18 protein-coding genes are annotated in these 26,450 nt (G+C 71.6%); 13 read left to right on the forward strand and 5 right to left on the reverse strand.

Annotated elements, in window-relative coordinates:
- The first annotated feature begins 117 nt into the window (after nucleotides 1-117).
- Nucleotides 118-1,371: a cytochrome P450 gene (locus tag LGI35_RS33185; RefSeq protein WP_227297972.1), complete on the forward strand. Its 1,254-nt coding sequence runs from the start codon at nucleotides 118-120 to the stop codon at nucleotides 1,369-1,371.
- A 413-nt stretch (nucleotides 1,372-1,784) separates the two neighbouring features.
- Here the strand turns inward: LGI35_RS33185 and treY are convergent, their stop codons facing one another.
- Nucleotides 1,785-4,208 carry a malto-oligosyltrehalose synthase gene (treY, locus tag LGI35_RS33190; RefSeq protein ID WP_227300624.1) on the reverse strand — a complete coding sequence of 808 codons (2,424 nt, stop codon included), beginning with the start codon at nucleotides 4,206-4,208 and terminating at the stop codon, nucleotides 1,785-1,787.
- Between the two features lie 90 nt (nucleotides 4,209-4,298).
- Between treY and LGI35_RS33195 the strand changes: the two genes are divergently transcribed.
- A complete protein-coding gene (locus tag LGI35_RS33195) occupies nucleotides 4,299-5,591 on the forward strand; it encodes an MFS transporter (RefSeq protein WP_227297973.1) in 1,293 nt (430 codons plus the stop codon).
- Here the strand turns inward: LGI35_RS33195 and glgX are convergent.
- Nucleotides 5,545-7,659 (reverse strand): glycogen debranching protein GlgX, encoded by a 2,115-nt coding sequence (glgX, locus tag LGI35_RS33200; RefSeq protein ID WP_227297974.1) that lies wholly within the window; start codon nucleotides 7,657-7,659, stop codon nucleotides 5,545-5,547. The two genes, LGI35_RS33195 and glgX, sit on opposite strands and share 47 nt — an antisense overlap.
- Before the next feature lie 160 nt (nucleotides 7,660-7,819).
- On the opposite strand from glgX, the gene LGI35_RS33205 reads away from it, so the two are divergent.
- From LGI35_RS33205 to LGI35_RS33220, 4 genes are all read left to right on the forward strand, one after another.
- Nucleotides 7,820-8,608, forward strand: a complete 789-nt coding sequence (locus tag LGI35_RS33205; protein ID WP_227297975.1) for a Tat pathway signal sequence domain protein — start codon at nucleotides 7,820-7,822, stop codon at nucleotides 8,606-8,608.
- Between the two features lie 44 nt (nucleotides 8,609-8,652).
- The gene (locus LGI35_RS33210) at nucleotides 8,653-9,960 is read left to right on the forward strand and encodes a copper amine oxidase (protein WP_227297976.1); all 1,308 of its coding nucleotides are present in this window, start codon (nucleotides 8,653-8,655) and stop codon (nucleotides 9,958-9,960) included.
- A gap of 100 nt (nucleotides 9,961-10,060) precedes the next feature.
- Complete coding sequence (locus LGI35_RS33215; protein WP_227297977.1) at nucleotides 10,061-11,314, forward strand: SAV2148 family HEPN domain-containing protein; 1,254 nt, start codon at nucleotides 10,061-10,063, stop codon at nucleotides 11,312-11,314.
- 110 nt (nucleotides 11,315-11,424) lie between these two features.
- Nucleotides 11,425-12,147 carry a 3'-5' exonuclease gene (locus tag LGI35_RS33220; protein ID WP_227297978.1) on the forward strand — a complete coding sequence of 241 codons (723 nt, stop codon included), beginning with the start codon at nucleotides 11,425-11,427 and terminating at the stop codon, nucleotides 12,145-12,147.
- Between the two features lie 77 nt (nucleotides 12,148-12,224).
- Here the strand turns inward: LGI35_RS33220 and LGI35_RS33230 are convergent, their stop codons facing one another.
- Nucleotides 12,225-15,062 (reverse strand): glycosyl hydrolase family 95 catalytic domain-containing protein, encoded by a 2,838-nt coding sequence (locus LGI35_RS33230; protein ID WP_341483466.1) that lies wholly within the window; start codon nucleotides 15,060-15,062, stop codon nucleotides 12,225-12,227.
- Nucleotides 15,063-15,254: 192 nt separating this feature from the next.
- Nucleotides 15,255-16,127, reverse strand: coding sequence for a phosphotransferase enzyme family protein (locus tag LGI35_RS33235; protein ID WP_227297979.1), 873 nt, complete (start codon nucleotides 16,125-16,127; stop codon nucleotides 15,255-15,257).
- Between the two features lie 290 nt (nucleotides 16,128-16,417).
- On the opposite strand from LGI35_RS33235, the gene LGI35_RS33240 reads away from it, so the two are divergent.
- The 7 genes from LGI35_RS33240 to LGI35_RS33270 all read left to right on the forward strand — a co-directional run bounded on the left by LGI35_RS33240 (nucleotide 16,418) and on the right by LGI35_RS33270 (nucleotide 24,788).
- Nucleotides 16,418-17,353 carry a carbohydrate ABC transporter permease gene (locus tag LGI35_RS33240; protein WP_376224062.1) on the forward strand — a complete coding sequence of 312 codons (936 nt, stop codon included), beginning with the start codon at nucleotides 16,418-16,420 and terminating at the stop codon, nucleotides 17,351-17,353.
- 17 nt (nucleotides 17,354-17,370) lie between these two features.
- Nucleotides 17,371-18,204, forward strand: coding sequence for a carbohydrate ABC transporter permease (locus LGI35_RS33245; RefSeq protein WP_227300627.1), 834 nt, complete (start codon nucleotides 17,371-17,373; stop codon nucleotides 18,202-18,204).
- Nucleotides 18,201-19,487 (forward strand): ABC transporter substrate-binding protein, encoded by a 1,287-nt coding sequence (locus LGI35_RS33250; protein WP_227297980.1) that lies wholly within the window; start codon nucleotides 18,201-18,203, stop codon nucleotides 19,485-19,487. Before LGI35_RS33245 ends, LGI35_RS33250 begins: the two co-directional genes overlap by 4 nt.
- 500 nt (nucleotides 19,488-19,987) lie before the next feature.
- Complete coding sequence (locus LGI35_RS33255) at nucleotides 19,988-20,827, forward strand: SDR family oxidoreductase (protein WP_227300628.1); 840 nt, start codon at nucleotides 19,988-19,990, stop codon at nucleotides 20,825-20,827.
- Nucleotides 20,828-20,833: 6 nt separating this feature from the next.
- Nucleotides 20,834-22,171: an NAD(P)/FAD-dependent oxidoreductase gene (locus LGI35_RS33260; protein WP_227297981.1), complete on the forward strand. Its 1,338-nt coding sequence runs from the start codon at nucleotides 20,834-20,836 to the stop codon at nucleotides 22,169-22,171.
- A 92-nt stretch (nucleotides 22,172-22,263) separates the two neighbouring features.
- Nucleotides 22,264-23,748 carry a cytochrome ubiquinol oxidase subunit I gene (locus tag LGI35_RS33265; protein WP_227297982.1) on the forward strand — a complete coding sequence of 495 codons (1,485 nt, stop codon included), beginning with the start codon at nucleotides 22,264-22,266 and terminating at the stop codon, nucleotides 23,746-23,748.
- On the forward strand, nucleotides 23,748-24,788 hold the full coding sequence (locus LGI35_RS33270; RefSeq protein ID WP_227297983.1) for a cytochrome d ubiquinol oxidase subunit II: 1,041 nt from the start codon (nucleotides 23,748-23,750) through the stop codon (nucleotides 24,786-24,788). Before LGI35_RS33265 ends, LGI35_RS33270 begins: the two co-directional genes overlap by 1 nt.
- A 37-nt stretch (nucleotides 24,789-24,825) precedes the next feature.
- On the opposite strand, the gene LGI35_RS33275 is transcribed toward LGI35_RS33270, so the two are convergent.
- Nucleotides 24,826-26,406 (reverse strand): GMC oxidoreductase, encoded by a 1,581-nt coding sequence (locus LGI35_RS33275; RefSeq protein WP_227300629.1) that lies wholly within the window; start codon nucleotides 26,404-26,406, stop codon nucleotides 24,826-24,828.
- Between the last annotated feature and the right edge of the window lie 44 nt (nucleotides 26,407-26,450).

Consider the following 26,450-nt stretch of genomic DNA (forward strand, 5'->3'; position numbering starts at 1 on the left):
GGACGCCCGCCTCACCCGTACGGGCGTACGAGGGCTGCGGCGAGGAGCCCTCGGTGGTCCGCTGAGAAGACTCGCGCGTCTCCCGGCGCGCACCGGCACAAGGCTGGGGGCTCGGCGATGCGCGCGGTTCCGGGAGCCCAGGACCCGGCCGGGATCACCGGCCCATCGGCGGAAGGCCCCGCCACGCGCCCTTTCGTGCCGTCCGAGGTCGCGGAGGCGCCCGGCGCCGGTGGGCTCCGCCCCGCACCCGGACACCGCGGCCCCGACGGCCCGCCCCCGCCCAGCCTCCGCGCACCAGGGGTCGACCGCGACCCCTACCCCCTGTACCGGACGCTCAGGACGTCGTACCCGCTCGTCCACGACGAGGCCTTCGGGGCGTGGCTCGTCAGCCGCTACGGGGACGTGCGCGCCGCGCTCGCCGATCCGCGGCTCGTCGCCCCGCCGCCGGGACGGACCCTGGCGCACCTGGAAGACCGCACCCACGCCGCGCACCGCGCCCTGCTCCAGCCGGCGCTGCGCGGCCGAGCCCTGTCCGTTCTGCGGGCCGGTGTGGAACGTGCCGCGTACGTGCTCGCACGTCGTCTGTCAGAACGTCAGGAAGCCGCTCTTGTGGCGGAGTTCTGCCAGTGGCTGCCGGCCGTGGCGGCGGTGACCGTGCTCGGGCTGCCGCACGAGGACACCGCGCGCGTGCGCCAGTGGTGCCGCGAGGGCCTCACGCACCTCGGCGACGGCCACCGGGACCTGGACGCCTTTCTGCGCCCCCATGTCGCACGCCGCCGCGCGCGTCCCGGCGGCGACCTGCTGTCCGTCCTCAGCGCCGCACGGGCGGACGGCAGTCATCTCCCTGACGAGACCGTCGTCGGCCTCGCCGGGACGCTGCTCGGCGCCGGAGGCGAGGCCACGCATCTCGCGCTCGCCTCGTTCCTCGCCAACCTGCTCGACCACCCTGCCCAGTTGAGGCTCGTACGGGAACGTCCCGTGCTGATACCGGCGGCCTGGGCGGAGTCCCTGCGCCGCGACCCCGCCGTGCACATCGTGCTGCGCCGTGCCCTCGTGCCCGTCGTCACCGGCGCCGGGACGATACCCGCGGGCGCCGACGTCGCCTGTCTCGTGGGAGCCGCGGGACGCGACCCGACGCGCTTCGCCGTCCCGGACCGCTACGACATCCTCCGCCCGGCGCCCGGACAGCTGGCCTTCGGCGCGGGCCACCACCGCTGCCTCGGCGTGCAGCTGGCACGCCTCACCGCCGAGTGCGCGCTGCGAGCCCTCCTGGAGGCACTCCCGCACCTGCGCTGGGCCCCCGGCGGCCGCCCCGCCTCCACCGGCCTCGTCACGCGCGGCCCGAAGACGCTTCCGGTGCTCCTCGGCTGACGGGCGCGCGTACGAGGAGTGCCACCGAACGCTGGTCGAACAGGTCCTTCCACGCGCGCGTGGCGTGTGAGTTCCCGTGCTGGGAGGTGCAGTTCGATCCAGTGGCGCCGCTCCAGACGCCTCCGGTGGAAGCCGGTTGACCGGCGTCGTACGAGGAGTGCCACCGGATGCCGGCCGATCAGGTCCTCCGCGCGCGTGGCCGGTGACTGGCGGGTCGGGGGCAGGTCGAACCGGCGACGTCAATCCGGCGACACCGCTCGAAGCCCCCGGTCCAGGTCAGTTGACGGGCGCGCGAATGGCGAGTGCAACCGGATGCCGGTCGATCAGGCTCCGCGTGCGCGTGGCGGGTGAGTTCCCGTGCTGGGGGTGCAGTTCGATCCAGTGGCGCCGCTCCAAGACGTCCCTGGTGCAGGTCAGTTGATTGGTGCGCGTACGAGGAGCGCCACCGGATGCCGGTCGAACAGTTTCTCCACGCGCGCGTGGCCGGTGAACTCGTTTCCCGGGGCGAGCAGGTCGACCCACTGGCCCTCCGGGAGTGACAGCTCGGTGTCGCGCCAGCCGCCCGCCTCCGCGAGGCGCAGCGAGAGGCGGGTCGCGGCGGCGACGACCTCCCCGGAGCGTGCGAACGCCACACAGTGCGCGGCCCCCGCCCCCCGCGCGGCGACCGGTTCGTACGTCGACCCGCCGCCGAACCACTCCGGATGCGCCCGGCGCAGCCGCAGCGCGGCGACCGTGAGCGCCAGCTTCTCGTCGGACAGATCGCCGGGGACGGACCCCTCATCGGAGTCGAGCCGATCCAGCAGATCCAGGTCGAAGGTGGCCGGCGCACGGTTGTCCGGGTCCACCAGCGCCCGGTACGCGCGCTCCGTGCCCTGGTAGACGTCCGGCACCCCCGGCATTGTCAGATGGGCGAGAGCGGCCCCCAGGACGTTCGCCCGGACATGGGGCCGCAACGAGTCCGCGAACGCGGCGACGGCCTCCCTGGGCGGCCCGCACGGGCCCGCCGTCACGAAGTCGCGCACCGCCTTCTCGTAGTCCGCGTCCGGTTCGGTCCAGCTCGTGTGCAGCCCCGCCTCGCGCACGTGCTTGAGCATCGCGCCCTGGAGCCGCTCGCCGTCCTGGTCGCCGAAGCCGACCGCCGTCTGCCAGGCCGCCCAGGCCAGTTGGGGATCGGGCGCGCTCGCGCGGCCCTCGCGCGCGGTCCGCTCGGTGACGTCCGCGAGCAGATCGGCCCAGCGCCCGGGACACTGCGTGAGCACGGAGATCCCGGCCCGCACGTCGGCGCTGCGCTTGGTGTCGTGGGTCGAAAGGACGGTTCCCGTATACGGCCAGTCGCGCTGCACGCGCGCGCAGTACGCGTGGAACGACTCCGGGTCCACGGCCGGGCTCTGGGGCGTCCCGCCGACCTCCGTCGCCGACAGGAGGGGCGCGTGCCGGTAGAACGCCGTGTCCTCGACCGCCTTGGCCCGCAGTGCGGACGCCGTCTGCGCGAACCGTGCCCGGAACGCCTCGTGTTCGGGCCCCGACCCGCGCTTCCCGAGCGCCAGGGCCCGCACGGTGTCCACCGCCTCGGCCTCCTCGGCGACGGTGAACACCCGCTTGGCGTCCTCGGCGTCACCGGGCGTGAGGACGGTCTCGGGGTCCGCGCCCCCGGTCACGTACGGCCGGTACACGTCGAGGCGCACCAGGAGTTCCCGTACGGCGGCGCGCAGGGCCCACGGGGCGTGGTCGCGCAGGGCGGCGTCGGCGGCGCACAGCCGCCCCGCGTCGCGCGTGAGGCGGTCCACCTCGGCCGCCAGCTCGTGCGTGACGACCTTGTACGCGGCGCGGCGCGCCGTGGCGTTCCAGTCGCCGCCCCGGTCGGCGGCGGCCGCCGTGAAACGGCGGAACAGGCCGAGCAGTTCGTCCGCGCCCGACGGATCGGTGAACAGGCCGTCGATCCGGCGCAGCGCGTCGTATCCCGTGGTGCCGGCCACCGGCCAGGCGGCGGGCAGCTGTTCGTCCTCGCCGAGAATCTTCTCGACGACGGTCCAGCGCCCGGCGGCCGCGTCGGCGAGGTCCTTCAGATAGGCACCGGGGTCCGCGAGGCCGTCGGGGTGGTCGACGCGCAGCCCGTCGAGTACGCCCTCGCGCAACAGCTGGACGATCTTCTCGTGGGTGGCGTCGAACACCTCCCGGTTCTCCACGCGGACCCCGATGAGGTCCGAAATGGTGAAGAAACGCCGGTAGTTGAGCTCGGTGCGGGCCAGGCGCCACCAGCCGAGCCGGTACCACTGCGCGTCGAGCAGCTCGGGAAGCGGCAGCGTCTCCGTGCCCTCGCGCAGCGGGAACGCGTGCTCGTAGTAGCGCAGCACACGCCCGTCCACCTCCAGGTGGTCCAGCTCGTGGCTCAGCCGGTGGCCGAGCACGGGCAGCAGGACCCGCCCGCCCTGCGCCTCCCAGTCGATGTCGAACCAGTGCGCGTAAGGGGAGTGCGGCCCGTCCCGCAGGACCTCCTGGAGGGGCTGGTTGAGCCCGGCCGCCGACGCCATGTGGTTGGGCACGATGTCGGCGATCAGACCGAGCCCGTGCTTCCGCGCCGTCCGCGCGAGCGCCCGCAGCCCGGCCTCACCGCCCAGCTCGTCCCGCACGCGCGCGTGGTCCACGACGTCGTACCCGTGCGTGGAACCCGGTACGGCCTCCAGGACCGGCGACAGATGCAGGTGCGAGACACCCAGCGAGGCCAGATACGGGACGGCTCCGGCGGCCGCGGCGAACGGGAACGCCGGCTGGAGCTGCATCCGGTACGTGGCCGTGGGCGGGGCGGGGACCCCGCCCTCTTGATGGTCCGGTGTCATGCGCGTCATGCGAATCTACGTACCCGCCCCGGAGTCTTTCGTGTCATCGCCGCATGCATGTGTCACCGGCGCCGTCGATAGCTTCGAACGATGGCACAGGCAGCGGGGGGAACGTCGGCGACATACCGCGAGGTGCTCGGGGCGACCGGGGCGCTGCTCCCGGTGATCTCGTTCTTCGGGCGGCTGCCGGTGGCGGTGATCCAGTTCGGCAGCGTTCTGCTGATCACCAGGACGAGCGGTTCCCTCGCGACCGGAGGGACCGTGGCCTGCGCGCTCGCGCTCGGACAGGTGGCCATGGGGCCCGTCGTCGGCCGGCTCGCCGACCGGCGCGGGCAGCGGAGCGTCGTCCTGTGCTGCTCGCTCCTGAACGCCCTCGCGATCGCCTGGTACACGCTCGGCGCCCTCGCGGGACTCCCCACGCCGCTCCTGGTGGCGCTCGGCGTGCTCGCCGGGGCCACGGTGCCGGGCATCGGCCCGCTGGCCAGGGCGCGGGGCGTCGCGCTCGTCCGCCGCGGGGGTGCGGACGAGCGCGTCGTGAACACGGTGCTGTCACTGGAGAGCACGATGGACGAGCTGTCGTTCGTCCTCGGGCCCGCGCTGATCGGCGTCGCGGCCTTCGTCGGCCACCCCGCGTACGCGTTCGGAGCCGCCGCTCTCCTGGTCGCCGGCTGCGGCACGGCGTTCGCGCTGCACCCGACGGCGACGGCGACGGCGGTCCGGCCCGCGACGGCGCCCGTCCTCGAGGGGCCGCCCGCCCTCAAGGGGCCGCGGGCCCGGCGCCCCCGCATGCCGCGCGAGGTCCGACTCGTGCGCCTCGGCCTCGTCCTCCTCGGCGTCCTCCTGGGCGGCTGCGGGGCCGGGATCACGGCGCTGACCCAGAAGCTCGGCCAGGAGGACCAGGCGGGCCTCGTCTACGCCGCCATGGGCGTCATGAGCGCGGTCGTCGGCCTGTCCATGGCCGCCGTGCCCGAGCGCTTCGGGCTCGCGCTGCGCTGGCGGGTCGCCACGGCCGCCGCCGCGCTCCTGTCCCTCCTGCTGATCGGCACGCAGAGCATGCCGGGCCTCTACGGGGCGGTGACCGTGTTCGGCGCCGTCTTCGCGCCGAACCTGATCACCGGCTTCGGACTCACCGAACGCGCCGTGCCGCGCGAACGTCTCGCCGAAGGCATGACGTTCGCCGCGAGCGCCTTCGTCGGCGGGCAGGCGGTCACGCTCGCCGTGGCGGGCCGCCTCGCCGAGTCCCACGGCCCCGCCGCGGCGTTCACCGTCGGCAGCGTGGCCGCGGCCCTCGCGTTCGGTGTCGCACTCCTCGTCAAGGCCCCGGCGGGACCAGGGGTCACGCCGGTCGCTGCAACACCGTCAGGCTCCGGTCGAGGAGCGTGAGGCGGTCACCGGCCTGCACCTTCGCGCCGGTCCCGAGGGGCACGCCTTCGGGCAGCGCCGTGTCCACGACGACCTCCCACTGCCGGCCGTGGTTGACCGGCACGAGGAACTCCAGCGCGTCGGGCGACGCGTTGAACAGCAGCAGGAACGAGTCGTCCGAGATGCGCTCGCCCCGGGGGCCCGGCTCCGAGATCGCGTGCCCGTTGAGGAACACCGACAGGGCGCGCGCCTGCGCCGCGCCCCAGTCGTCCCGCGTCATCTCCTCGCCCTCCGGAGTGAACCAGGCGATGTCGCTCAGCTCGTCGTGGGTGCCCTCGACCGGCCGCCCGTGGAAGAAGCGGCGCCTGCGGAACACCGGGTGGTCGCGCCGGAGCCGCGCCATCGCGCGCGTGAAGCCCAGCAGGGCGTCCTGCTCGCCGTCCTCGGGCCAGCGCACCCAGGCCAGCTCGCTGTCCAGGCAGTAGGCGTTGTTGTTGCCGTTCTGCGTGCGCCCCAGCTCGTCCCCGTGGCTGAGCATCGGCACGCCCTGGGAGAGCATCAGCGTCGCGATGAAGTTGCGGACCTGACGGTCCCGCAGTTCGAGCACCCCGGGGTCGTCGCTGTCGCCCTCCGCGCCGCAGTTCCACGACCGGTTGTGGCTCTCCCCGTCGCGGTTGCCCTCGCCGTTCGCCTCGTTGTGCTTCTCGTTGTACGAGACCAGGTCGCGCAGGGTGAAACCGTCGTGGCACGTGACGAAGTTGATGGAGGCGAGCGGGCGGCGGCCGTCGTCCTGGTAGAGGTCGGACGAGCCGGTCAGCCGTCCGGCGAATTCGGCGAGGGTGCGCGGCTCGCCCCGCCACAGATCCCGGACGGTGTCCCGGTACTTGCCGTTCCACTCCGTCCACAGCGGCGGGAAGTTGCCCACCTGGTAGCCGCCCTCACCGACGTCCCACGGCTCGGCGATCAGCTTCACCTGGGAGACCACCGGGTCCTGCTGCACGAGGTCGAAGAACGACGACAGCCGGTCCACCTCGTGGAACTGCCGTGCCAGTGTGGCCGCCAGGTCGAAGCGGAACCCGTCGACGTGCATCTCGGTGACCCAGTAGCGCAGCGAGTCCATGATCATCTGGAGGACGTGCGGCGAGCGCATGAGCAGCGAGTTCCCGGTGCCCGTGGTGTCCATGTAGTAGCGGCGGTCGTCCGCGAGGCGGTAGTACGAGGCGTTGTCGAGGCCCCTGAAGGACAGCGTCGGGCCCAGGTGGTTGCCCTCGGCCGTGTGGTTGTAGACGACGTCGAGGATGACCTCGATCCCGGCCTCGTGCAGCGCCCGTACGGCCGACTTGAACTCCAGGACCTGCTGCCCGCGGTCGCCCCAGGACGCGTAGGCGTTGTGGGGCGCGAAGAAGCCGATGGTGTTGTAGCCCCAGTAGTTGTTCAGGCCCATCTCCACCAGCCGGTGGTCGTTGACGAACTGATGGACCGGCATCAGTTCGAGCGCCGTCACGCCCAGCTCCGTGAGGTGCTCCAGGATCGCCGGGTGCGCGAGCGCCGCGTAGGTGCCGCGCAGTTCCTCCGGGAGCGCCGGGTGCGTCATCGTGAGGCCCTTCACATGGGCCTCGTAGATCACCGTGTGGTGGTACTCGGTGCGCGGCGAACGGTCGTCGCCCCAGTCGAAGTACGGGTTGACCACGACCGACGTCATCGTGTGCGGCGCCGAGTCCAGGTCGTTGCGCTTGTCGGGCGCCCCGAAGGGATACCCGTACACCGCCTCGCCCCAGTCGATCCGGCCGCTGATCGCACGCGCGTACGGGTCGAGGAGCAGCTTCGACGAGTTGCACCGCTGCCCCCGCTCCGGGGTGTACGGGCCGTGCGCGCGGAAGCCGTACCGCTGGCCCGGCATGATGCCGGGCAGATACGCGTGCCGCACAAAGGCGTCGGTCTCCCGCAGCTCCACCGCGGTCTCCGACCCGTCGTCGTGCAGCAGACACAGCTCTATGCGCCGGGCGGCCTCCGAGAAGACCGCGAAGTTGGTGCCGGCGCCGTCGTAAGTGGCACCGAGTGGATACGCCTGTCCAGGCCAGACCTGCATGGGTACGACTCTTCCACTCCCGGCCCGGATGCCCCGGGCGACTTCCGCCAGAGTCTTCCCGAAAGTGACGGAACCACCTAGGAATTGGGCCCCTCTTACAGGAAGACCACGCATACCCGTTCGCCCACAGGTGGGGCCGCGGGGACAACAGGGGGAAGATGTGCGAGAGCTCGCAAGACGCCATCTGGGGAAAATGATGGCGGGAGCGGCCGTCGCGGCCGCGGCGACCGCCGTGCTGCTGGGCGTGACCCTGCCGGGGGAGGCGGGCGCGGGTGACCAGGCCGAGGTCGGTTCCGCCCAGCAGGACGCGATCCCGAAGGACGGCGTGGTGGAGGCCGCGCCGAAGGAGGGCGACAAGGGCGTCGGCAGGGACCCGCTGACCGACGACGAGATCAAGCGCGCCGAACAGATCGCGGTCGCGAGCAACGGACTGCGCATGAGCGCGCGGGACGTCGAGGGCGACCGGGGGCCGCAGCACCTGTCCACGAACCTCAGCGAGGTGGACCCCACGCAGAGCGGCGCGCAGGCGGCAGAACGGCGCGCCGAGGTCGTCTACTACGACTACAAGGCCGACACGGTCGTGACCAGGACCGTGAACCTCGACAGCGGCAAGGTCGAGAACACCGACACGGCGCACGGCGTGCAGCCGCCGCCGAGCCCCGGCGAGCTGCGGGAAGCCACCCAGCTCCTCATCGCGGACCCGCTCGGCGCCGGCCTGAAGAAGGACTACAAGGACGCCACCGGCAAGCCACTCACGAGCACGGACCAGCTCGAACTGAGCGGCATGGTCTTCCGCAAGGAGACCGTCGCCCACGTCCCGTCGGGCCTCACCGCCTGCGGCGAGCACCGGTGCCTGCGCGTCGTCACCAAGGTCAGGAACGGGCCGTGGATCGACACCCGCGCCCTGGTCGTCGACCTCAGCGCGCGCACCGTCGGCCGCCTCGGCTGAGCCCTCACGCCCTCTTCTCCTCCTGTTCGAAGGAGTCATTCCGTATGCACGTCAACAGACTTCGGCGCGCCCGCGCCCGGGCCGCCGTCGCCCTCACGTCCCTCGCGCTGCTCGGCACCGCCGTCAGCGCCGCGGGCCCCGCCACCGCCGCCCCGCAGGCGCCCGCCGCCGCGGCCCCGGCCTGCAGCACCGCGTACAAGATCGAGCAGGTCCTCGACGGGGGCACGACCTGGCGCATGTGCTGGCACTACAACACGCTGTCCGGGCTCGTCCTCGACAACGTCAGCTACCAGCCCAAGGACGAGCCCGAGCCGATCGCCGTCCTCACCAGCGCCCGCCTCGCGCAGGTGCACGTCCCCTACGACGACGGCGAGAACGAGTACGACGACATCACCGGCACGGACTTCGGGTACGCCCTGCAGAACCTGAAGCCCGGCGAGTGCCCCGGCGGCACCATCAAGACCGTCAAGGTGCCCGACCGGGGCGATGTGCAGGGACTGTGCACCACCACGCGCGCGCGTGGGCACGCGTACCGGCTCAACGACGACGCGAGCACCGGCGGCAGCGGCAAGGTCTACACCGCACAGGGCAAGGACCTCCTCGTCTACACGGTCAACAAGGCGTCCTGGTACGAGTACATCACCGAGTGGCGGTTCTCCTCCGACGGGACGATCACGTCGAACGTCGGAGCGACCGGCAGCCTCTCCCCGTACGACTACAACGGCACGGACGGCAAGGGCTGGCCCATCGGCAAGGGCGCCCGCGCCTACGCCGAGAGCCACGCCCACAACGTCTTCTGGCGGCTCAACTTCGGCCTCGACGGCTCGCCCAAGAGCAAGGTCGAGCAGTACGACTCCAAGGTCACCGCGCCGAGCGGCGGCGGCAGCCCCACCACGAAGACCACCCGCACCCCCGTCACCAAGGAACTCGCCGGTGACGCGAAGGACATGCGCTGGTGGCGGGTCGTCAGCACCGCGGGCAAGAACAAGGACGGCCACCCCAGGTCCTACGAGTTCGTGCCCGGCCGCACCAGCAAGTTCCCCGGCCGTTCGTTCACCAAGCACGACGTGTACTTCACCGAGTACAAGAAGTGCGAGCAGTACGCGAGCGACAACCCGGCCGGGCACTGCGGCGGCGCCAGCGTCGACAAGTGGGTCGGCGGGCAGACACTCACGCACCCGATCACCTGGGTCAACATCGGGTTCCACCACATCGCCCGGGACGAGGACCAGCAGCCGATGCCGGTCCACTGGCAGGGCTTCTCACTGGCCCCCAGGGACGTGACCGCTATGAATCCGCTCACTCCGGCGGACCTCGCGGACCAGAACGGCGTGCCCAGAAACGGTAGTTGAGAAACTACCCTGCCCATCCGGCTGCACCGCCGACCGCTCCCGGAGTACCCTTCCTTGATCGTTGCTGGGGTTGCTCGGGGGAGCGGAAGGCGGTGCGTGGGTGAGCTCGGGTGGGCTGGAGCTGCCCCCTGGTGACGCAGGTCACGAGGGGAGCTCCGCTGACGTCCCGCCCGGAGCGGTGTCCTTGGCGCGGCCCATGGACATGGGATCCCAGATCGGGCCGGAGTCGGAGTTCGCCTGGGGTGCCGACGCCTGGAGCGAGGTCCGTACGCGCGCGCAGCGGGCCGGCCGCGCCTACATCTGGCTGAACCTGGTCGAACAGCGGCTGCGGGCCGTGGTGGCCGCCGTGCTGCGCCCCATCTACGAACCCGTCCACGGGGACGACTGGGTCGTGGCGGCGGCCGGGCCCGCCGGGCAGGAGTGGGTCCAGCGGGCCGTCGCCGTGCGCGAGGTGAGCCGCCGCAAGGGCTATCTGCTCGACCCGGCCGACGACAACGTCCTCAGCTTCCTCACCCTGCCGCAGCTGCGCGAGCTGATGGTGCAGCACTGGCCCTGCTTCGAGCCGTACTTCGACGACCGCCGTGACGTCGAGCTCGCCCTCGACGAGCTCGAGGTGACGCGGAACGTCGTCTCGCGCAACCGCGCCCTGTCCGAGGCCGTCCTCGCCCAGGCCGAGCGCGCCTCCGGGCGGCTCCTGGAGATGCTCGGCGCGGGCTCGGACGTACCGTCCGCCCGCAGGCTCCCGGTGGACGCCGTCGAGGAACTCGTCGGCGACCGGTACGCCGACGTCGTGGGCGTGCACCCGGACCGGGTGCGGCTCCTGCGCCAGTTCCCGGCCGAGGACATCTTCGGCGGCGCGCGCCGCCTCGACGCCATCGGCATAGGCCTGAACATGCTGGTGCAGAACTTCTCGGGCCGCCGCCTCGTCCGGCTCGCCGAGTCCGGCTGCCGGGTGCGGCTGCTCTTCCTCAACCCCGCCTCCAGCGCCGTCAAGCGCAGGGAGCGCGAGCTGGGCCTCAAGCGGGGCGAGCTGAGCCGCGCCGTCGAGATGAACATCCTGCACATGCGCCGGGTGCGGGCCCGGCTGCGCGACCCGGGCGCCTTCGAGATCCAGGTCTACGACGAGACGCCGCGGTTCACCGCGTATCTCGTCGACGGCGACGGGTCGGACGGGGTCGGGGTCGTCCAGTCGTATCTGCGCCGGGCCAGGGGTATGGAGGCGCCGGTCCTCGTGCTGCGCGGGCCCGGGCGCGTGGTGAAGGCCCACGCCCGGGACGGGGAGGAAGCCGGACTTTTCCCGACGTATCGCGAAGAATTCGAGCTGGCGTGGGCGGACGCCCGGCCGGTGTCCTGACCCCGCCGCGTCGGGGGAAGCGGAATGCCCCCGGCCCGTTGTCAGTGCCCCATGTCATCGTGGTGGCCACTGGGGAGACACGGGGACGCACCATGAAGAAGGGGGCCGCGATGGGATGGCACCAGGAGCTGCTGGTCGGCTTCGACCTGGAGACCACGGGGACGGATCCGCGCGAGGCGCGCATCGTCACGGGCGCGGTGATAGAGGTCAAGGACGCGAGGCCGCTGGGTCACCGGCAGTGGCTCGCGGACCCGGGGGTCGAGATCCCGGCCGACGCGGTCGCCGTGCACGGGATCAGCAACGAGAGAGCGGCGTCCGACGGTGAGCCGGCCGACCGGGTCGCGGACTCCATAGCGGAGACGCTCGTCGGGTACTGGCGCACGGGCGTGCCCGTCGTCGCGTACAACGCCGCGTTCGACCTGACCCTGCTCTCCGCCGAGCTGCACCGCCACGGCCTGCCGTCGCTGCGGGAGCGGCTGGGCGGTGTGGACCCGGCGCCCGTCATCGACCCGTACACGATCGACCGCTCGGTGGACCGCTACCGCAAGGGCAAGCGGAACCTCGAGGCGGTGTGCGCGGAGTACGGCGTGACGCTCGAATCCGCGCACGACGCCTCCGCCGACGCCCTCGCCGCCGCGCGCCTGGCCTCCGCGATAGCCGACCGTCACCCGAAGGTCGCCTCCCTCGGACCGGCCCGTCTCCACGAATCCCAGATCGAGTGGTACGCGCAGTGGGCGGCGGACTTCCAGTCCTTCCTGCGCCGCAAGGGCGACGCGCAGGCGGTGGTCGAGGGGACGTGGCCGATGCGGGAGCTGACGGGGCCCGGGGTCTGAGCGGTGAGGCGGGGGCTTCACGGAGCCACCGGCCGGGGCCGGTGAAGCCGTGAAGATCCCCCCGCCACGGGGCCGCCCTACACGGCCACCCGCCTCCACTGCTGCGACGCCGCACCCGTGTACGTCTGCTGGACGACCGCCGTGCCCGTCGCCGTGGAACCTCCGGCCGTGCCGAGGGACTTGCCCGTGCGGACGCACACCAGGCGGACGTGGCCGCCGTCCGTGGACTCCGTGCGCCAGTGCTGGTTGTCCGCGCCGGTGGCCCGGTACTGGACGATCGGGGCGTTCTCCGTGGCCTGGCCGCCGCTGACGTCCGCCGTCAGGCCGGAGTGCACGTTGGTCAGGCGGTGGCCGCCGTCCAGGGACTCCGCGAACTTCCACTGCTGCGACGCGCCGCCCGTGCGCGCGCCCAGGACCAGCGGCGCGGACTCGGCGGTCCCCGACACCTCGATCGCCATGCCGCTGTCGGCCCGGTTGACGAGGATGTAGCGCCGCGACGTGTACGAGGGGGCCAGGGTGATGCTCGCGCCCGGCTTCAGGCTGACGTCCTTCGTCCAGGAGCCGGCCCGTACGCGGGTGGTGCGGCCGCCGGTCGAGGTGAGCCGGAGCTTCGTCGCCACGCCGTCCTTCCACTCCAGATCGGCCGTGAATCCGCCGCGCACTCCGATGCCGGTGACCCTGCCCGACGCGCCCCATGCGACCGGCAGGGCGGGCAGGAGTTCGACGAGGCCGGGGCGGGAGTAGAGGAGCATCTCGATCACGGCGGCCGTCGTGCCGAAATTGGCGTCGATCTGGAACACCGAGCTGGTGCTGCCCAGTTGGTACATGTCGAAGAAGTTCGGCGCGGTGCCGTTGCCGTGGTTCACGGAGGGCCGCAGCACCGTGCCGACGAGCTGGTACGCCTTCTCCGCGTCCTTCATCCGCGCCCAGCACAGGGCGCGCCACGCGCAGCCCCAGCCGTAGGTGTCCATGCCGCGGGCCGTCAGGCCCTTGTCGACGGCGACGAGGACGTCGTGCGGGCTGCGGTCGCGGCTGACGCGGTCGCCGGGGAACAGGCCGACGAGGTGGGAGAGGTGCCGGTGCTGCGTCTCTCCGAGGTTCGCGCCGCCCATCCACTCCTCCAGCCAGCCCGTGGTGGGGCTGACGCGCGGCAGGTACAGCCTGTCCTGGAGGGCGGCGACGCGGCGGGCGTACGCCTTGGAGCTGCCGAGGGCCGCCGTGGCGGTGCGGAAGTTCTCGAAGAGCTGCCAGACCAGCTCCTGGGCGTACGTGATGCCGCGCGCGTCGGTCGGGCCGTGCTCCGGCGACCAGTCGTGGTCGTCGACGAGCACCTCGACGTCCGCCCCGGTCCCCGGGTCCTTCACCGTCGTCGTGACGAGCCGCTTCTCCCAGAACGCGCAGGCCCCCTCCAGGAGCGGCAGGATCTTCGCCAGGTAGCCCCGGTCGAGGGTGAACTCGTAGTGCTCGAAGAGGGAGTTGCACAGCCAGGCGTTGCCCGCCGGATGCCACCACCAGCCAGGGCCGCCCATGGTGTTGGTGGAGATCGCCGTGGTCCAGCCGGCGATCTCGCCGCTCGTGTTGCGGAAGCCGTTGCGCGGGTCGTTGAACAGCGCGCGGGTGCGCTTCTCCCAGTGCGGGACCTGGGCGAGGCAGTAGTCGGCGAGCGCGTCGAAGCAGTCGGGCAGGCCGGTCCTGTCGGTGGGCCAGTAGTTCATCTGGAGGTTGATGTCGGTGTGGTAGTCCGCCATCCACGCCGGGTCGTTCCGGTCGATCCACAGGCCCTGGAGGTTGAGCGGCAGGGAGGAGCGCGAGCCGCACACGGTGAGGTAGCGGCCGAACTGCACGTACGACGCCTCGAGTTCGGGGTCGGGGCGGCCACCGGAAGCCTGCCGGGCCAGGAGTCGCTCGTCGGTGTCCAGGGCCCGCTGCGCGTCGGTGGACGCGCCCAGGTCGACGCTCATGGTGTCGAACAGGGTGCGGTGGTCGGCGACATGGGCGGCGAGGAGACGGGTCGCGCCGGCCTTCGCCGCGGCGGCGGTCCGCGCGACGGCGGTGGCGTGCGGGTCGGCGTCGCGGTCGATGAACCCGTCGGCGTCGGGGGAGTAGGAGGTGCCGCCGCTCAGGACGAGGAGCACCTCGTCGCAGCCCTCGAAGGTGATCGAGGAGCCGCTCGCGCCGACCGTGCCGCCGCGGTGCGTCGCGGCCCGCGCGACGGCGGCGTAAGCGAGGCCGTTGTCGAGCTTCGCGGCGAAGCCGGCCGAGGCGGTGGCGGGGGCCACGGCGATCGGCTCGCCGCGTGTCCCGGTCAGCGTGAGGCGTCCGCTCCAGGTGCCACCCCCTACGCGGGTGAGCCGGACGACGATCACGTCGTCAGGGTGGCTGCAGTAGGTCTCCCGCCGGTAGCGGGTGCCACCGAGTTCGTACTCCACCGTCGTCAGGCCGTTGCTGAGGTCGAGGCGGCGCCGGTAGCCGCTCACGGCGGACGGGTCGTGCCCCGGCACCTCCAGATACGCCTTGACGAGGACGCCGTACGAGCCGAAGTGGGCGGTGTCGTAAGGGAACTGGCCGTCCGACTCCAGTGCGTCGTTCGCCCCGCCCGTCCACAGGGTGACGTCCGAGACGGACAGGACCTCGCGGGACGGGTGCCCGGAGACGACGGCCCCGAGGCGGCCGTTGCCGATGGGCAACCCCTCCCGCATGAGCTGGTCCTCGGCGGCCGGGGACCCGTACCGCAGGGCGAGCGCGTCCGCCTCGGGGACGAGGCGTGGCGCGGCCGGGCGCCCGCCGGGTCTCGGCGCCGCCTGTGCCGTGAAGGCGGGGACTTGACTCAGGGCCAGGAGAGATCCGATGGCTGAGCCGTATTTGAGAACGGAGCGGCGGGAGACGGCGGAGCCGGGTTCAGGGCGCGCGGACATGAGGTCCTCCAAGCAAGGGTCGGCCAACTCCGCCGTACCTTGCTCCAGGACCCCACCGCGGGAAAGAGATCGGATGAATTCAGCGCGAAAGTCCAACAACTCCTGCGCGGGAGTCCAACCACCCTCCCGCGAGCGGAAGTTCAGCCGCCCACGCCCGAGCGGAGGTTCAGCCACCCGCCGGGAACGGCCCCGTCAGAACGGGTACCAGCGCACCGCCGGATCCCCGTCCCGCAACGACGCCACCCTGCGCTCGAACTCCGCGAGCGCCTTGGGGTTGGCCGGCGCGTGCTGGGCGACCCACGCGCAGCTCGCCGTCTCGCGCGCGCCACGCAGCACGGCGCACCCGTCCCACTCCCGCACGTCCCAGCCGTACGTCCGCGTGAACGCGTCGTACGCCTCGGGGTCGAGGCCGTACCGGTCGCGGGAGAGCGCCATGACGACCAGGTCGTGCTCGCGCAGGTCGGCGGAGAACGTCTCCAGGTCGACGAGGATGGGGCCGTCGGGACCGATGTGCACGTTGCGCGGCAGCGCGTCCCCGTGGATCGGGCCCGGCGTCAGACGCGGGACGAGCGCTGCCGCCGCGTCCGCGAAGCCGTCGCGCCGTTCACGCAGATACGCGGCGTCGGCGGGGTCGATCGCGTCGCCCGCGAGCCGCAGCCACCGCTCGACGCCGCCGAGCAGCTCGCGGCGCGGCAGCGCGAAGGGCGGCGTGGGCAGCGCGTGCACGAGGCGGAGCAGCTCGGCCAGGTCGCGCGGCTCGGCGGGGCGCAGCGCGGCCGGAACGCGGTGCCACAGCGTCACCGGGTGGCCGTCCACGAGGAGCGGCTCCGGCTCGGCGGCGCGCACGGCCGGTACGCCCTGGCCGGCGAGCCAGCCCGCGACGGCGAGCTCGTGCCGCGCCCGCTCCAGGAGTTCGGGGTCGCGGCCCACCTTGACCACGAGGTCACCGTGCGCGAACACGGCGTTCTCGCCGAGCGCCAGCAGCTCGGCCTCCTGCCCGCCGCCCCGCTGCCCGCCGGGGAGCCCCGCCGCCGCGAGCACCTTCCGTGCCAGCGCCTCGTCCATCACTTGCCTCCCGCCGATCCCTTGTTCCGGGCCCAGTCTCGCACCCGTCTCACGTGCGCATACGCCCCGGTCGGCGCCGTAACGGACAACGTCGTGCGCAGCGGGTTGACGAGGCACGGGTCCCTCAGCACGATGACGGGGGCCGTCAGGGCCTTTTGTTCGGGACATGCCGAAGCTGAGTGGCCGCGCTCGTGCAGTGCCGGCGTGCCGGACCCGAGGCCCCGGCGCGACCCGCCGGACAGGCCCTGGGGCGGCCGGACCCCCACCCGCCGCCCGAAGGAGCCGAATCCGTGACCTTGACGACCGCGACGACGCGGCCGCTGAAGCGTGCGTCCGGGCCGCCCGGACCGCGGCGCCCGGCGGACCGCGGCGCCTGGTTCCTGGTCCTGCCCGCCCTCATCCCGATCCTCGTGCTCAGCGTCGGGCCCCTCCTCTACGGCATCGCGCTGGCGTTCACCGACTCGCAGGCCGGCCGCACGGCGCCGACCCAGTGGGTCGGGGCGCTCAACTTCCAGGACCTGCTGCACGACACGCTGTTCTGGGACTCGTTCCGGATCGGCCTGCTGTGGGCGGTCGGGGTGACCGTCCCGCAGTTCCTGCTCGCGCTCGGCCTCGCGCTCCTGCTCAACCAGAACCTCCGCTTCCGCTGGCTGGCGCGGGCGCTCGCGATCATTCCCTGGGCGATGCCCGAGGTGGTCGTCGGCATCATGTGGCGCCTCGTCTACAACCCGGACGCGGGCATCCTCAACGAGACCCTCCGCGACCTCGGCCTCGGTGACGGGCGCGACTGGCTCACCGGTCTGGCGACCGCGCTGCCCGCCGTGATCGTCGTCGGCATCTGGGCGGGCATGCCGCAGACCACCGTCGCCCTGCTCGCCGGACTCCAGAACACCTCGCCCGAACTCCACGAGGCCGCCGCGCTCGACGGCGCCGGCGCCTGGGGCCGCTTCCGCGCGGTGACGTGGCCCGCGCTCAGGCCGGTCGCCCTCGCCATCACCGCGCTCAACTTCATCTGGAACTTCAACTCGTTCGCCCTGGTCTACGTCCTGACCAACGGCGGCCCGGGCGGCCGCACCCGCCTGCCCATGCTCTTCGCCTACGAAGAGGCCTTCCGCTACGGCCAGTTCGGCTACGCGGCGGCGATGGGCTGCGTGATGGTCGCGGTCATCTCGGTCATCCTCGCCTTCTACCTCGTGGGCCGGCTCAAGGGAGGCGACGAGCAGTGAGCCGTACGCGGACAGGCATCCGGCCCAGCAGGCCGGCGCGCGCGGGCCAGTACCTCGCGCTGCTCGCCTATCTCGTCTTCCTCGCGTTCCCGTTCCTCTGGCTGATCTCCACGGCATTCAAACCGCCCCGCGAACTCGCGAGCCTGCATCCCACATGGATACCCAAGGACCCCACACTCGCCAACTTCCGCCAGGCCTTCGACGAGCAGCCGCTCCTGAGGGCCGCCGCCAACTCCGTGCTCGTGGCGGTCTGCGCGGCCCTGATCGCCGTCGTCATCGCGACCCCGATGGCGTACGTGATGGCCCGCCACCGCTCCGCGCTGTCCCGCGCGGCGACGGGCTGGGTGGTGGTCAGCCAGGCGTTCCCGTTCGTCCTGCTGATCATCCCGCTCTTCCTGATCCTGAAGAACCTGCACCTGATCAACTCGCTGCCCGGCCTGACCATGGTCTACGTCGTGTGGTCGCTGCCCTTCGCCCTGTGGATGCTGGTCGGCTACGTCCGGGCAGTGCCGCCCGAGCTGGAGGAGGCGGCCGCCGTCGACGGAGCCGGAAAGCTGCGCACGCTCGTCTCCGTCACGGCGCCGCTGCTCGCGCCGGGCCTGGTGGCGACGGCCCTGTTCGCGTTCATCACCGCGTGGAACGAGTTCTTCTTCGCGCTGGTCCTGATGAAGACCCCGGAGAGGCAGACCCTGCCGGTGATCCTGACGCACTTCCTCGGCGCGGAGGGCGTCGCCGACCTCGGGCCGCTGGCCGCCGCCGCGTTCCTCGCGACCCTGCCCTCACTGGTGATCTTCGCGCTCATCCAGCGCAGACTCACCGGCGGGATGCTGACCGGGGCGGTGAAGTCATGAGGCGCGTGTCCCGCCTGGCCGCCGTCGCCGCGGCCGTGGCCCTGCTGCTCACCGGCTGTTCGTCCGGCGGGACGGCCGACGACGGCAGGATCACTCTCGAGTTCCAGTCCCTCGCCTGGCAGAAGGAGTCCGTCGACGCCAACAAGCAGCTCGTCGAGGAGTGGAACGCGGCGCACCCCGACATCCAGGTCAAGTACGTCCAGGGCAGCTGGGACAGCGTCCACGACCAGCTGCTCACCTCCTTCGAGGGAGGGGAGGCGCCCGACGTCATCCACGACGCCTCCGACGACCTCGCGGACTTCGCCTACGGCGGCTACCTCGCCGATCTGCGGGACCTGCTGCCCGCCCGCCTCAAGTCCGACATCCCGCAGCACAGTTGGGAGACCGCGACCTTCGGCGACGGCGTCTACGGCGTCCCCTTCCTCCAGGAGCCGCGCGTCCTCATCGCCAACGCGAAGATCCTCGAAGCGGCGGGTGTGCGCATCCCGACGCCCGAGAGGCCCTGGTCCTGGGAGGAGTTCAGGGCCGTCACGAAGAAGCTGAGCGGCGACAAGAAGTTCGGCGTCGCGTGGCCGCTGAAGGAGCCCGTCTCGGCGACCCTCAACCTCTCCCTCTCGGCCGGCGGACGCATGTTCCACCGCGGCGCCGACGGCAAGGTGACGGTCCGCTTCGACGCCGCCGACCAGGTCGCGCCCCGCACGGTCCACGACCAGGTCAACACCGACGGCAGCGCCTCGGGCGCGACGCTCGGCATGGGCGGCTCGGACACGCTTCCCGGCTTCTTCGCGGGCAAGTACGCGATGGTCCCGCTCGGCTTCTCGTACCGCCAGCAGATCGTCCAGCAGGCGCCCAAGGGTTTCGACTGGCAGGTGCTCCCGGCGCCCGCGGGCCGTGACGGGCTCGCCCAGGGCGTCTCCCCGCAGACCCTGTCCGTCGCCGAGGACAGCCCGCACAAGAAGGAGGCGGCGCAGTTCATCGACTTCCTGCTGCGGCCCCGGAACATGGTGCGCCTGGCACTCGGCGACTGGATGCTGCCCACCGGCACCGAGGCGCTGAAGGACCCGACCCTGCACACGGAGAAGAACGACTGGGCGACCGGCACGGCCCTCGCCGGTGACCTCCGCTCGGCCCCGGCACAGTCGGTGCGCGGCTACGCGGAGTGGAAGGACAAGGTCGCGACGCCCGCCCTCCAGGAGTACTACAGCGGCTCGATCGGCCTCGGTGAACTGCGCAAACGCCTGGTGAAGGACGGAAATCTGGTGCTCGCGAGGTATCAGAGGTAGGGCGGGACGCCACAAAGGGGTCACATGTCGAGGACGAGGCGCGGGCCCAGGCAGCGCGAGACGCAGATCATCGGCGTCTCGCCCGCCGCCCGCTCCGGGAGAGCGTCAAGGAGAGGCAATGCTGCTTCCGCCTCGCGGAAGAGCCTGGGTACAGGGCCTGGTCAGAGCAGTGCTCGGCTCCAGGAACCACATCGAAATGCTGCTCGAGCGACCGTTCTGAGGGGTGCTCGGCGTATCCCTCGGCCCCTCGGTGGCCCGGGTGACGCCGGCCTGCGCGGGGTTCGGGTGTGGCCGGTAGCCCGACTGTGTGACGCGTTCGGCCGAAGTACGGCTGTCTTGCGCGCCGGTCTGCCCCACCGCGGCGCTGGGTGCTTTCGTCTGGGGGCCGGGTGTGCGACGGCTCCTGTGTCTGCCTGACGGGCCGGCCGACGTTCCGTTTCCCTTCTCGCGTCGTCCGGTCATCGAGGGCGTCCGTCGAAAAGGCAGAAGGAGACAACGTGGTGGCAGGAACCTCCGACGAGAGCCGCGGGGTGGTGTCCGCGCAGCTTCTCAAGGGCCAGAAGGCGCTCGTGACCGGTGCCAACTCGGGCATCGGTCTGGCGACCGCCATCGCCCTGGGCCGGGCCGGAGCGGACGTGGTGGTGAACTACGTCGTCGGTGCGGACGCGGCGGACAAGGTCGTGAAGGAGATCGAGGGCTTCGGTGTCCGCGCCTACGCCCACGAGGCCGACGTGTCCGACGAGGACCAGGTGACCGCCATGGTCGCGCGGATGGTCGAGGAGTTCGGCACCATCGACATCATGGTGGCCAACGCGGGCCTCCAGCGGGACGCGGCCGTGACGGAGATGACACTCGCCCAGTGGGAGAAGGTCATCGACGTCAACCTGACCGGCCAGTTCCTGTGCGCGCGGGAGGCCGCCAAGGAGTTCATCCGGCGCGGCGTGGTGGAGGAGGTCTCCCGTTCGGCGGGAAAGATCATCTGCATGAGTTCGGTCCACCAGATCGTCCCGTGGGCGGGGCACGTGAACTACGCCTCCTCCAAGGGCGGTGTGGGCATGCTGATGCAGACCCTCGCCCAGGAGCTCGCGCCCAAGCGGATCAGGGTCAACGCGGTCGCACCCGGAGCCATCCGCACGCCGATCAACCGCGACGCCTGGTCCACCCCCGAGGCCGAGGCCGACCTCCTGCGCCTGATCCCGTACCGCCGCGTGGGCGACCCGGACGACATCGCCAACGCCGTCGTCGCCGTGGCGTCCGACCTGCTCGACTACGTCGTCGGCACCACCCTCTACGTCGACGGCGGAATGACGCTCTTTCCCGGCTTCGCCACCGGAGGCTGATCTCCGATGCGGGATCACGTCACGCCCCGCCGGGTGGTGATCCTCGGCGGAGGGTTCGCGGGGCTGTTCGCCGCCCGTGCCCTGCGGAAGTCACCGGTCGCGGTGACCGTGGTCGACCGCCGGGCCCACCACCTCTTCCAGCCGCTGCTGTACCAGTGCGCCTCGGGGATCCTGTCCGAGGGGCAGATCGCACAACCGCTCCGCGGGGTCCTGCGGCGCCACCCCAACGTGCGCTGTGTGCTCGCCGAAGCCACCGACGTGGATGCCGGTGCCCGGCTGGTCCACGCCCGGCGGCCCGAGGGCGGAGACGTCGAGCTTCCGTACGACGACCTGATCGTCGCGGTGGGCATGCGTCAGTCCTACTTCGGGCACGACGAGTTCGCCGCGCACGCTCCCGGCATGAAGACCCTGAACGACGCGCTCGAGATCCGCCGACGGATCTACCGGGCGTTCGAGATGGCCGAAACGGCGGCGGACGACCGCGAACGGCAGCAATGGCTCACCTTCGCCCTGGTGGGCGGCGGGCCGACCGGTGTCGAACTCGCGGGACAGATTCGGGAGATCGCCGGTCACACGCTCGACCGGGAGTTTCAGAAGATCGATTCCGCCAAGGCCCGGGTGCTGCTTTTCGAGGGGTCCGACGCGGTGCTGGGTGCGTTCGGTCCGAAGCTGGCCCACCGTGCGGCCCGGACTTTGCGGGGTCTCGGAGTGGAGCTCCACCTGGACACCAGGGTCACCGACGTCGGCGCTGACGGCCTGACGGTACAGGACCATGACGGCAGGACGACCCGTTTCGACGCACGCACCGTGCTGTGGACGGCGGGCGTCGAGGCGCCGCCGATCGCGGCCGCGCTGGCCCGCGCGACCGGTGCCGAACAGGACCGGGCCGGACGCATCCTCGTCGAACCCGACCTCACCGTCCCCGGCCATCCGGAGATCCGCGTCACGGGCGACGTGATGGGTCTGAACCGGCTGCCGGGACTGGCCGAGGTCGCCATGCAGTCGGGTGCGTACGCGGGCCGGAGCGTGCGCCACGCCGTCGAAGGCAGGACGAAGGAGCCGAAGCCCTTCACGTACGTGGATCTCGGCACCGCCGCCTACATCGCCCGCGGCCGGGCTGTCGTCAAGGCCGGCCCGCTGCACCTGTCGGGCTTCACCGGCTGGCTGGCCTGGCTCTTCATCCACCTGGCCTTTCTCACCGGCTTCCGCAGCAGACTGGGAGCGGTGCTCAGCTGGTCCGTCGTCTTTGCCACCGGCTCGCGTCGCGAACGCGCCTTCACCCTGCCCGACACCGACGTGCCGGCGGCCCGTGCGGCCGGGCCGAGGGCGCCTGAGCCTCCCTGAGGGCTGCCCCGGCCGACCCTCCACGGGCACCCCTCCGCGTCCTGTCCCTCCGCAGCCCCGCCACCGCAGCAGGGCAGACCATCGAGGCTCACATGCTCAGCACCGCTGCCCTGCTGGCGAACAGCACACCGGCCCAACTCCTGCCGGCGCGAGAGTTGATGGCCTTCACCCTGGCCTCGCACATCCTGCTGGTGCCGTTCGGCGTGGCACTGCCGTTCATCACGTTGCTCATGCACCACCGGGCGCTTCGCCGCAACGACCCCGTCGCCCTCACGCTCGCCCGGCGCTGGTCGGCGGTGATGGCCGTCCAGTTCGCCGTCGGCGTGGTCACCGGCACCGTGCTGTCCTTCGAGTTCGGTCTGCTGTGGCCCGGCATGATGGGTCGCTGGGGCGACGTCTTCGGCCTCGGCTTCGGCATCGAGGCGTGGGCGTTCTTCCTGGAGGCCGTCCTGATCGCGATCTACCTCTACGGCTGGCGCCGGCTCAAGCCCTGGACCCACTTCTGGCTCGCCGTACCGCTGCCGCTGGCCGCCCTGATGGGGGCGTTCGGCATCATCGCGGCCAACTCCTGGATGAACACCCCGCGGGGGTTCCGCCTGGACGCCCAGGGCAGTCCCGTCGCCGTCGACGTGCGGCAGGCGATCTTCACGCCGATGTTCGGCCCGGAGTACTGGCACTTCGTGGTCGCGATGCTCCTGACCGCCGGCTACGTGGTCGCCGGTGTGTACGCGGTCGGCTGGCTGCGCGGGCGCCGGGACCGCTACCACCGGCTCGGCTTCACCGTGCCGTTCACTGTTGCCGCGATCCTCACTCCGGTCCAGTTCATGCTCGGTGACTCCGCCGCTCGCGCCGTCTTCCACAAGCAGCCGATCAAGTTCGCCGCCACGGAGATCGTCTGGAAGACCGACACCCACGTACCGGAGTACATGTTCGGGCGCCTGCATCCCGACGGGACGATCTCCGGCGGCATCAGGATTCCCCAGCTGGACTCGATCCTCGCCGGATTCAGCCCGGACACCAAGGTGACGGGCCTGTCGTCGGTCGCGGCGAGCGACCGCCCGACGGCCACTCAGGCCACCATCGCCCACTGGGCCTTCGACATCATGGTCACCATCGGCAGCGTGCTGATCCTGCTCGCGCTCTGGTACGGCTGGTGCTGGCTGCGGCGCCGGGACCTCCCGCGCAGCCGCTGGTTCTTCCGCTGCGCCGCGATCGCGGGAGTCGCGTGCCTGGTCACCGTCGAGTGCGGGTGGATCACCACGGAGGTCGGCCGCCAGCCCTGGATCGTCTACCAGCACATGAGGGTCTCGGAGGCGGTGACCGGTACCCGTGCCGGATCGCTGTGGGCGATGCTCGGCATCGTCATGGTCGTGTACGTGGCTGTCTTCGGCTCGTTCCTCGCGGTCGTCCTGAAGATGCGCACCCGCTGGCGCATCGCCGACGAGGGCCTCGCCACCGCCCGCGCCGAACAGCCGCCGGAGACCGACACCCCCTACGGGCCCAGAAGCGAGCCCGAACCCACCACCACCGGGGCCGAGTCCGGCGGCTCCGACCGCACCTCCGGCGGTGCGTCGTGATGGCCGACCTCATCGCATGGGTGATGGTGCTCGCGATCGCCGCCTACGCCTGCGCCGGAGGTACCGACTACGGCGCGGGCTTCTGGGACCTCCTGGCCGGCGGCGCGGAGCGCGGCAAGCGGCCCCGATGGCTGATCGACCACGCCATGGCACCGGTCTGGGAGGTCAACAACGTCTGGTTGATCTTCATTCTGGTCATCATGTGGACCGGCTTCCCGACGATGTTCCAGGCCGTCTTCTCCGCGATGTGGCTGCCGCTCGCCCTCGCCGCTGTCGGTCTGGTGCTCCGCGGCGCCGGGTTCGCCCTGCGCAAGCCGACCCGTCGCCTGTCCCGACAGCGGATCTACGGCGCCGCGTTCGCCATCTCGTCGTTGCTCACGCCGTTCTTCCTCGGCGCGGTGCTCGGCGGCATCGCCTCCGGTCGCGTCGAGGTCGGCACGCCCGCCTCCGCGGACGCCTGGGCCAATGGAACCTCCGTCCTCGTGGGACTGCTGGCCATCGCCGCCACCGCGTTCCTCGGCGCGGTCTTCCTCTGCTCCGACGCCCTGCGGTTCGGCGCCGACGACCTCGTCGACCACTTCCGCCTGCGGGCGCTGATCGCCTTCGCGGCGGTCGTCGTCCTCGCACTCATCGGCCTGCCCGTCACCCACGACGACGCTCCGTACGTCTGGGACGGCCTCACCCGCGGGCCCGGCCTGCTCCTGATCGTCCTGGCCGCGGTCTGTGGTCTGGCCACGGTCCTGCTCGTCTGGCGCCGCTCCTTCGGCTGGTCCCGTCACACCTCGGTGGCGAGTGTCGCCCTGGTCGTCGGCGCCTGGGGCTTCGCGCAGCGGCCGTACGTGCTGCCCACCTCGCTGACGGTGGCCGAAGCGGCCGGTGCCGATCACACCCTGCGCTGGCTGGTGATCGTCACCGTCATCGCGATCCTGCTGGTCGGTCCGGCGCTGGTGGTGCTGTACCGGCTGGACACGATGGGTGAGCTGGAGGAGCTCACCGACGCCGACACACGGGCCGCCAGAGCGCCCGGCGACAACCTGTAGCGGTGCTCAGCCCGTTCACGGCGCGACGGAGCCCCCGTCAGCGGAGGCGGGCGGCGATGTGATCGCCGACTCGCAGGGCGTTGGCGATGGCGGTCAGCGACGGGTTCACGGCGCCGATGCTCGGGAAGAAGCTGGTGTCCACGACGTAGAGGTTGTCGAGGTCGTGGGCCTTGCAGTTGACGTCGAGGGCCGAACTCTGCGGGTCGTCGCCGAACCGTACGGTGCCGGCCTGGTGCGCGGTGGCGCCGATCGGCATGCCCTTGTGCAGGTAGATGCTGTGATCCAACAGGTGGTGCTCGTGCATGCCCAGGTGCCCGAGCATCCCCTGCAGCTTGTGCTGGAGTCGCTTCAGCCCGGCGATGTTGTTCTTCTCGTCGAGAGCCAGGTGGATGGCGTCGTCCTGGTCGAGGGTGACCCTGCTCTCGGGCAGCGGAAGGTCCTCTCCGCACAGCCAGAAGTCGACGGCATGGTGCGCCAGCACCTCGAAGGGCATGTCGGGCATGACGGCACCGGCCCAGCGTGGTGCCTCACCATGGATCTGGTCGGCGTCCGACTTGCCGAGCATCTGGATGCCGCCGAGCGGATACTCCCAGTCGTCCGCGCCCAGGTACCAGTCGTTCAGCGCCAGGGTCTTCTGGAATCTGGTCGGGTTCGGTTCCTTCGACACCGCCATCAGCGCCAGGTTGTTGTGACGCATGTAGTGGCGTCCCACCACGTCCGAGCTGTTGGCGAGCCCGCCGGGGTGCCTGTCGTCGGCCGAACGCAGCAACAGGACGGCGGAGTTGACCGCGCCGGCGGCGACCACCACGATGTCGGCGCTGAATTCCTCGGTCGCTCCGCTCTCGAGCTCGGCGACGACCCTGGTGACGGTGCGTCCGGTCGGGTCGGTCTCCAGGCGCCTCACATCGGCCCCGGTCACCATCGTGACGTTGTCGTACGTCAGTGCCGGGTCGACGCAGATCACCTGCGCGTCGGACTTCGCGCCCATCAGGCAGGGGAAGCCGTCGACCCGGTCGCAGCGGATGCAGACGCTGTCATGGGTGGCCCGGCCGTTCTCGTCCTGGGTGAGGTTCACGCCGATCGGCAGGTGGAACGGGTGCAGGCCAGCCTTCCCCAGATCGTCGCTGAGCTGCTGGATGCGCGCCTCGTGCTCGACCGGCGGGTAGGCGTACTGCGCGCCGGTCGGCCCTTCGGTGGGGTCCTCGCCGTGCCGCCCGTGCACCAGGTAGAGATGTTCGGCCTGGGTGTAGTAGGGCTCCAGGTCCTCGTAGCGGATCGGCCACGCAGGAGAGACGCCGTCGTGGTGGCGGAGTTCGCCGAAGTCCTCGGGCCGGAGCCGGAAGAGCGCGGCGCCGTAGAACTTGGTGTTGCCGCCGACGTAGTAGTTGACCTCCGGGGGGAACCGGTTGCCGTGCTTGTCGTACCAGAACTCCGGGGCACGGTACTTGCCCTGGACGAAGACGGCGGTGGAGTCCCAGTTGTCCCGCTCCCGTGGCAGGTAGCCGCCGCGTTCCAGGATCAGGATCCGTTTGCCGGTAGGGGCCAGCCGGTGGGCGAGCGTACCGCCGCCCGCTCCCGTACCGATGACGATGACGTCGTAGTGCTGATCGTCGGCCATGAGAGGGTCCCCGTTCCAGGAGTCGTCGATGGTGTGCGGGTCGG

Origin of the sequence: Streptomyces longhuiensis (genome assembly GCF_020616555.1) — a bacterium.
Lineage (GTDB): Bacteria > Actinomycetota > Actinomycetes > Streptomycetales > Streptomycetaceae > Streptomyces > Streptomyces longhuiensis.

Coding starts and splice junctions, on each gene's coding strand:
- LGI35_RS33210 (WP_227297976.1), top strand. CDS start 8,653: ATGCACGTCAACAGACTTCGGCGCGCCCGCGCCCGGGCCGCCGTCGCC.
- LGI35_RS33185 (WP_227297972.1), top strand. CDS start 118: ATGCGCGCGGTTCCGGGAGCCCAGGACCCGGCCGGGATCACCGGCCCA.
- LGI35_RS33230 (WP_341483466.1), bottom strand. CDS start 15,062: ATGTCCGCGCGCCCTGAACCCGGCTCCGCCGTCTCCCGCCGCTCCGTT.
- LGI35_RS33195 (WP_227297973.1), top strand. CDS start 4,299: ATGGCACAGGCAGCGGGGGGAACGTCGGCGACATACCGCGAGGTGCTC.
- LGI35_RS33220 (WP_227297978.1), top strand. CDS start 11,425: ATGGGATGGCACCAGGAGCTGCTGGTCGGCTTCGACCTGGAGACCACG.
- LGI35_RS33275 (WP_227300629.1), bottom strand. CDS start 26,406: ATGGCCGACGATCAGCACTACGACGTCATCGTCATCGGTACGGGAGCG.
- LGI35_RS33260 (WP_227297981.1), top strand. CDS start 20,834: ATGCGGGATCACGTCACGCCCCGCCGGGTGGTGATCCTCGGCGGAGGG.
- LGI35_RS33235 (WP_227297979.1), bottom strand. CDS start 16,127: ATGGACGAGGCGCTGGCACGGAAGGTGCTCGCGGCGGCGGGGCTCCCC.
- LGI35_RS33265 (WP_227297982.1), top strand. CDS start 22,264: ATGCTCAGCACCGCTGCCCTGCTGGCGAACAGCACACCGGCCCAACTC.
- LGI35_RS33270 (WP_227297983.1), top strand. CDS start 23,748: ATGGCCGACCTCATCGCATGGGTGATGGTGCTCGCGATCGCCGCCTAC.
- LGI35_RS33250 (WP_227297980.1), top strand. CDS start 18,201: ATGAGGCGCGTGTCCCGCCTGGCCGCCGTCGCCGCGGCCGTGGCCCTG.
- glgX (WP_227297974.1), bottom strand. CDS start 7,659: ATGCAGGTCTGGCCTGGACAGGCGTATCCACTCGGTGCCACTTACGAC.
- treY (WP_227300624.1), bottom strand. CDS start 4,208: ATGACACCGGACCATCAAGAGGGCGGGGTCCCCGCCCCGCCCACGGCC.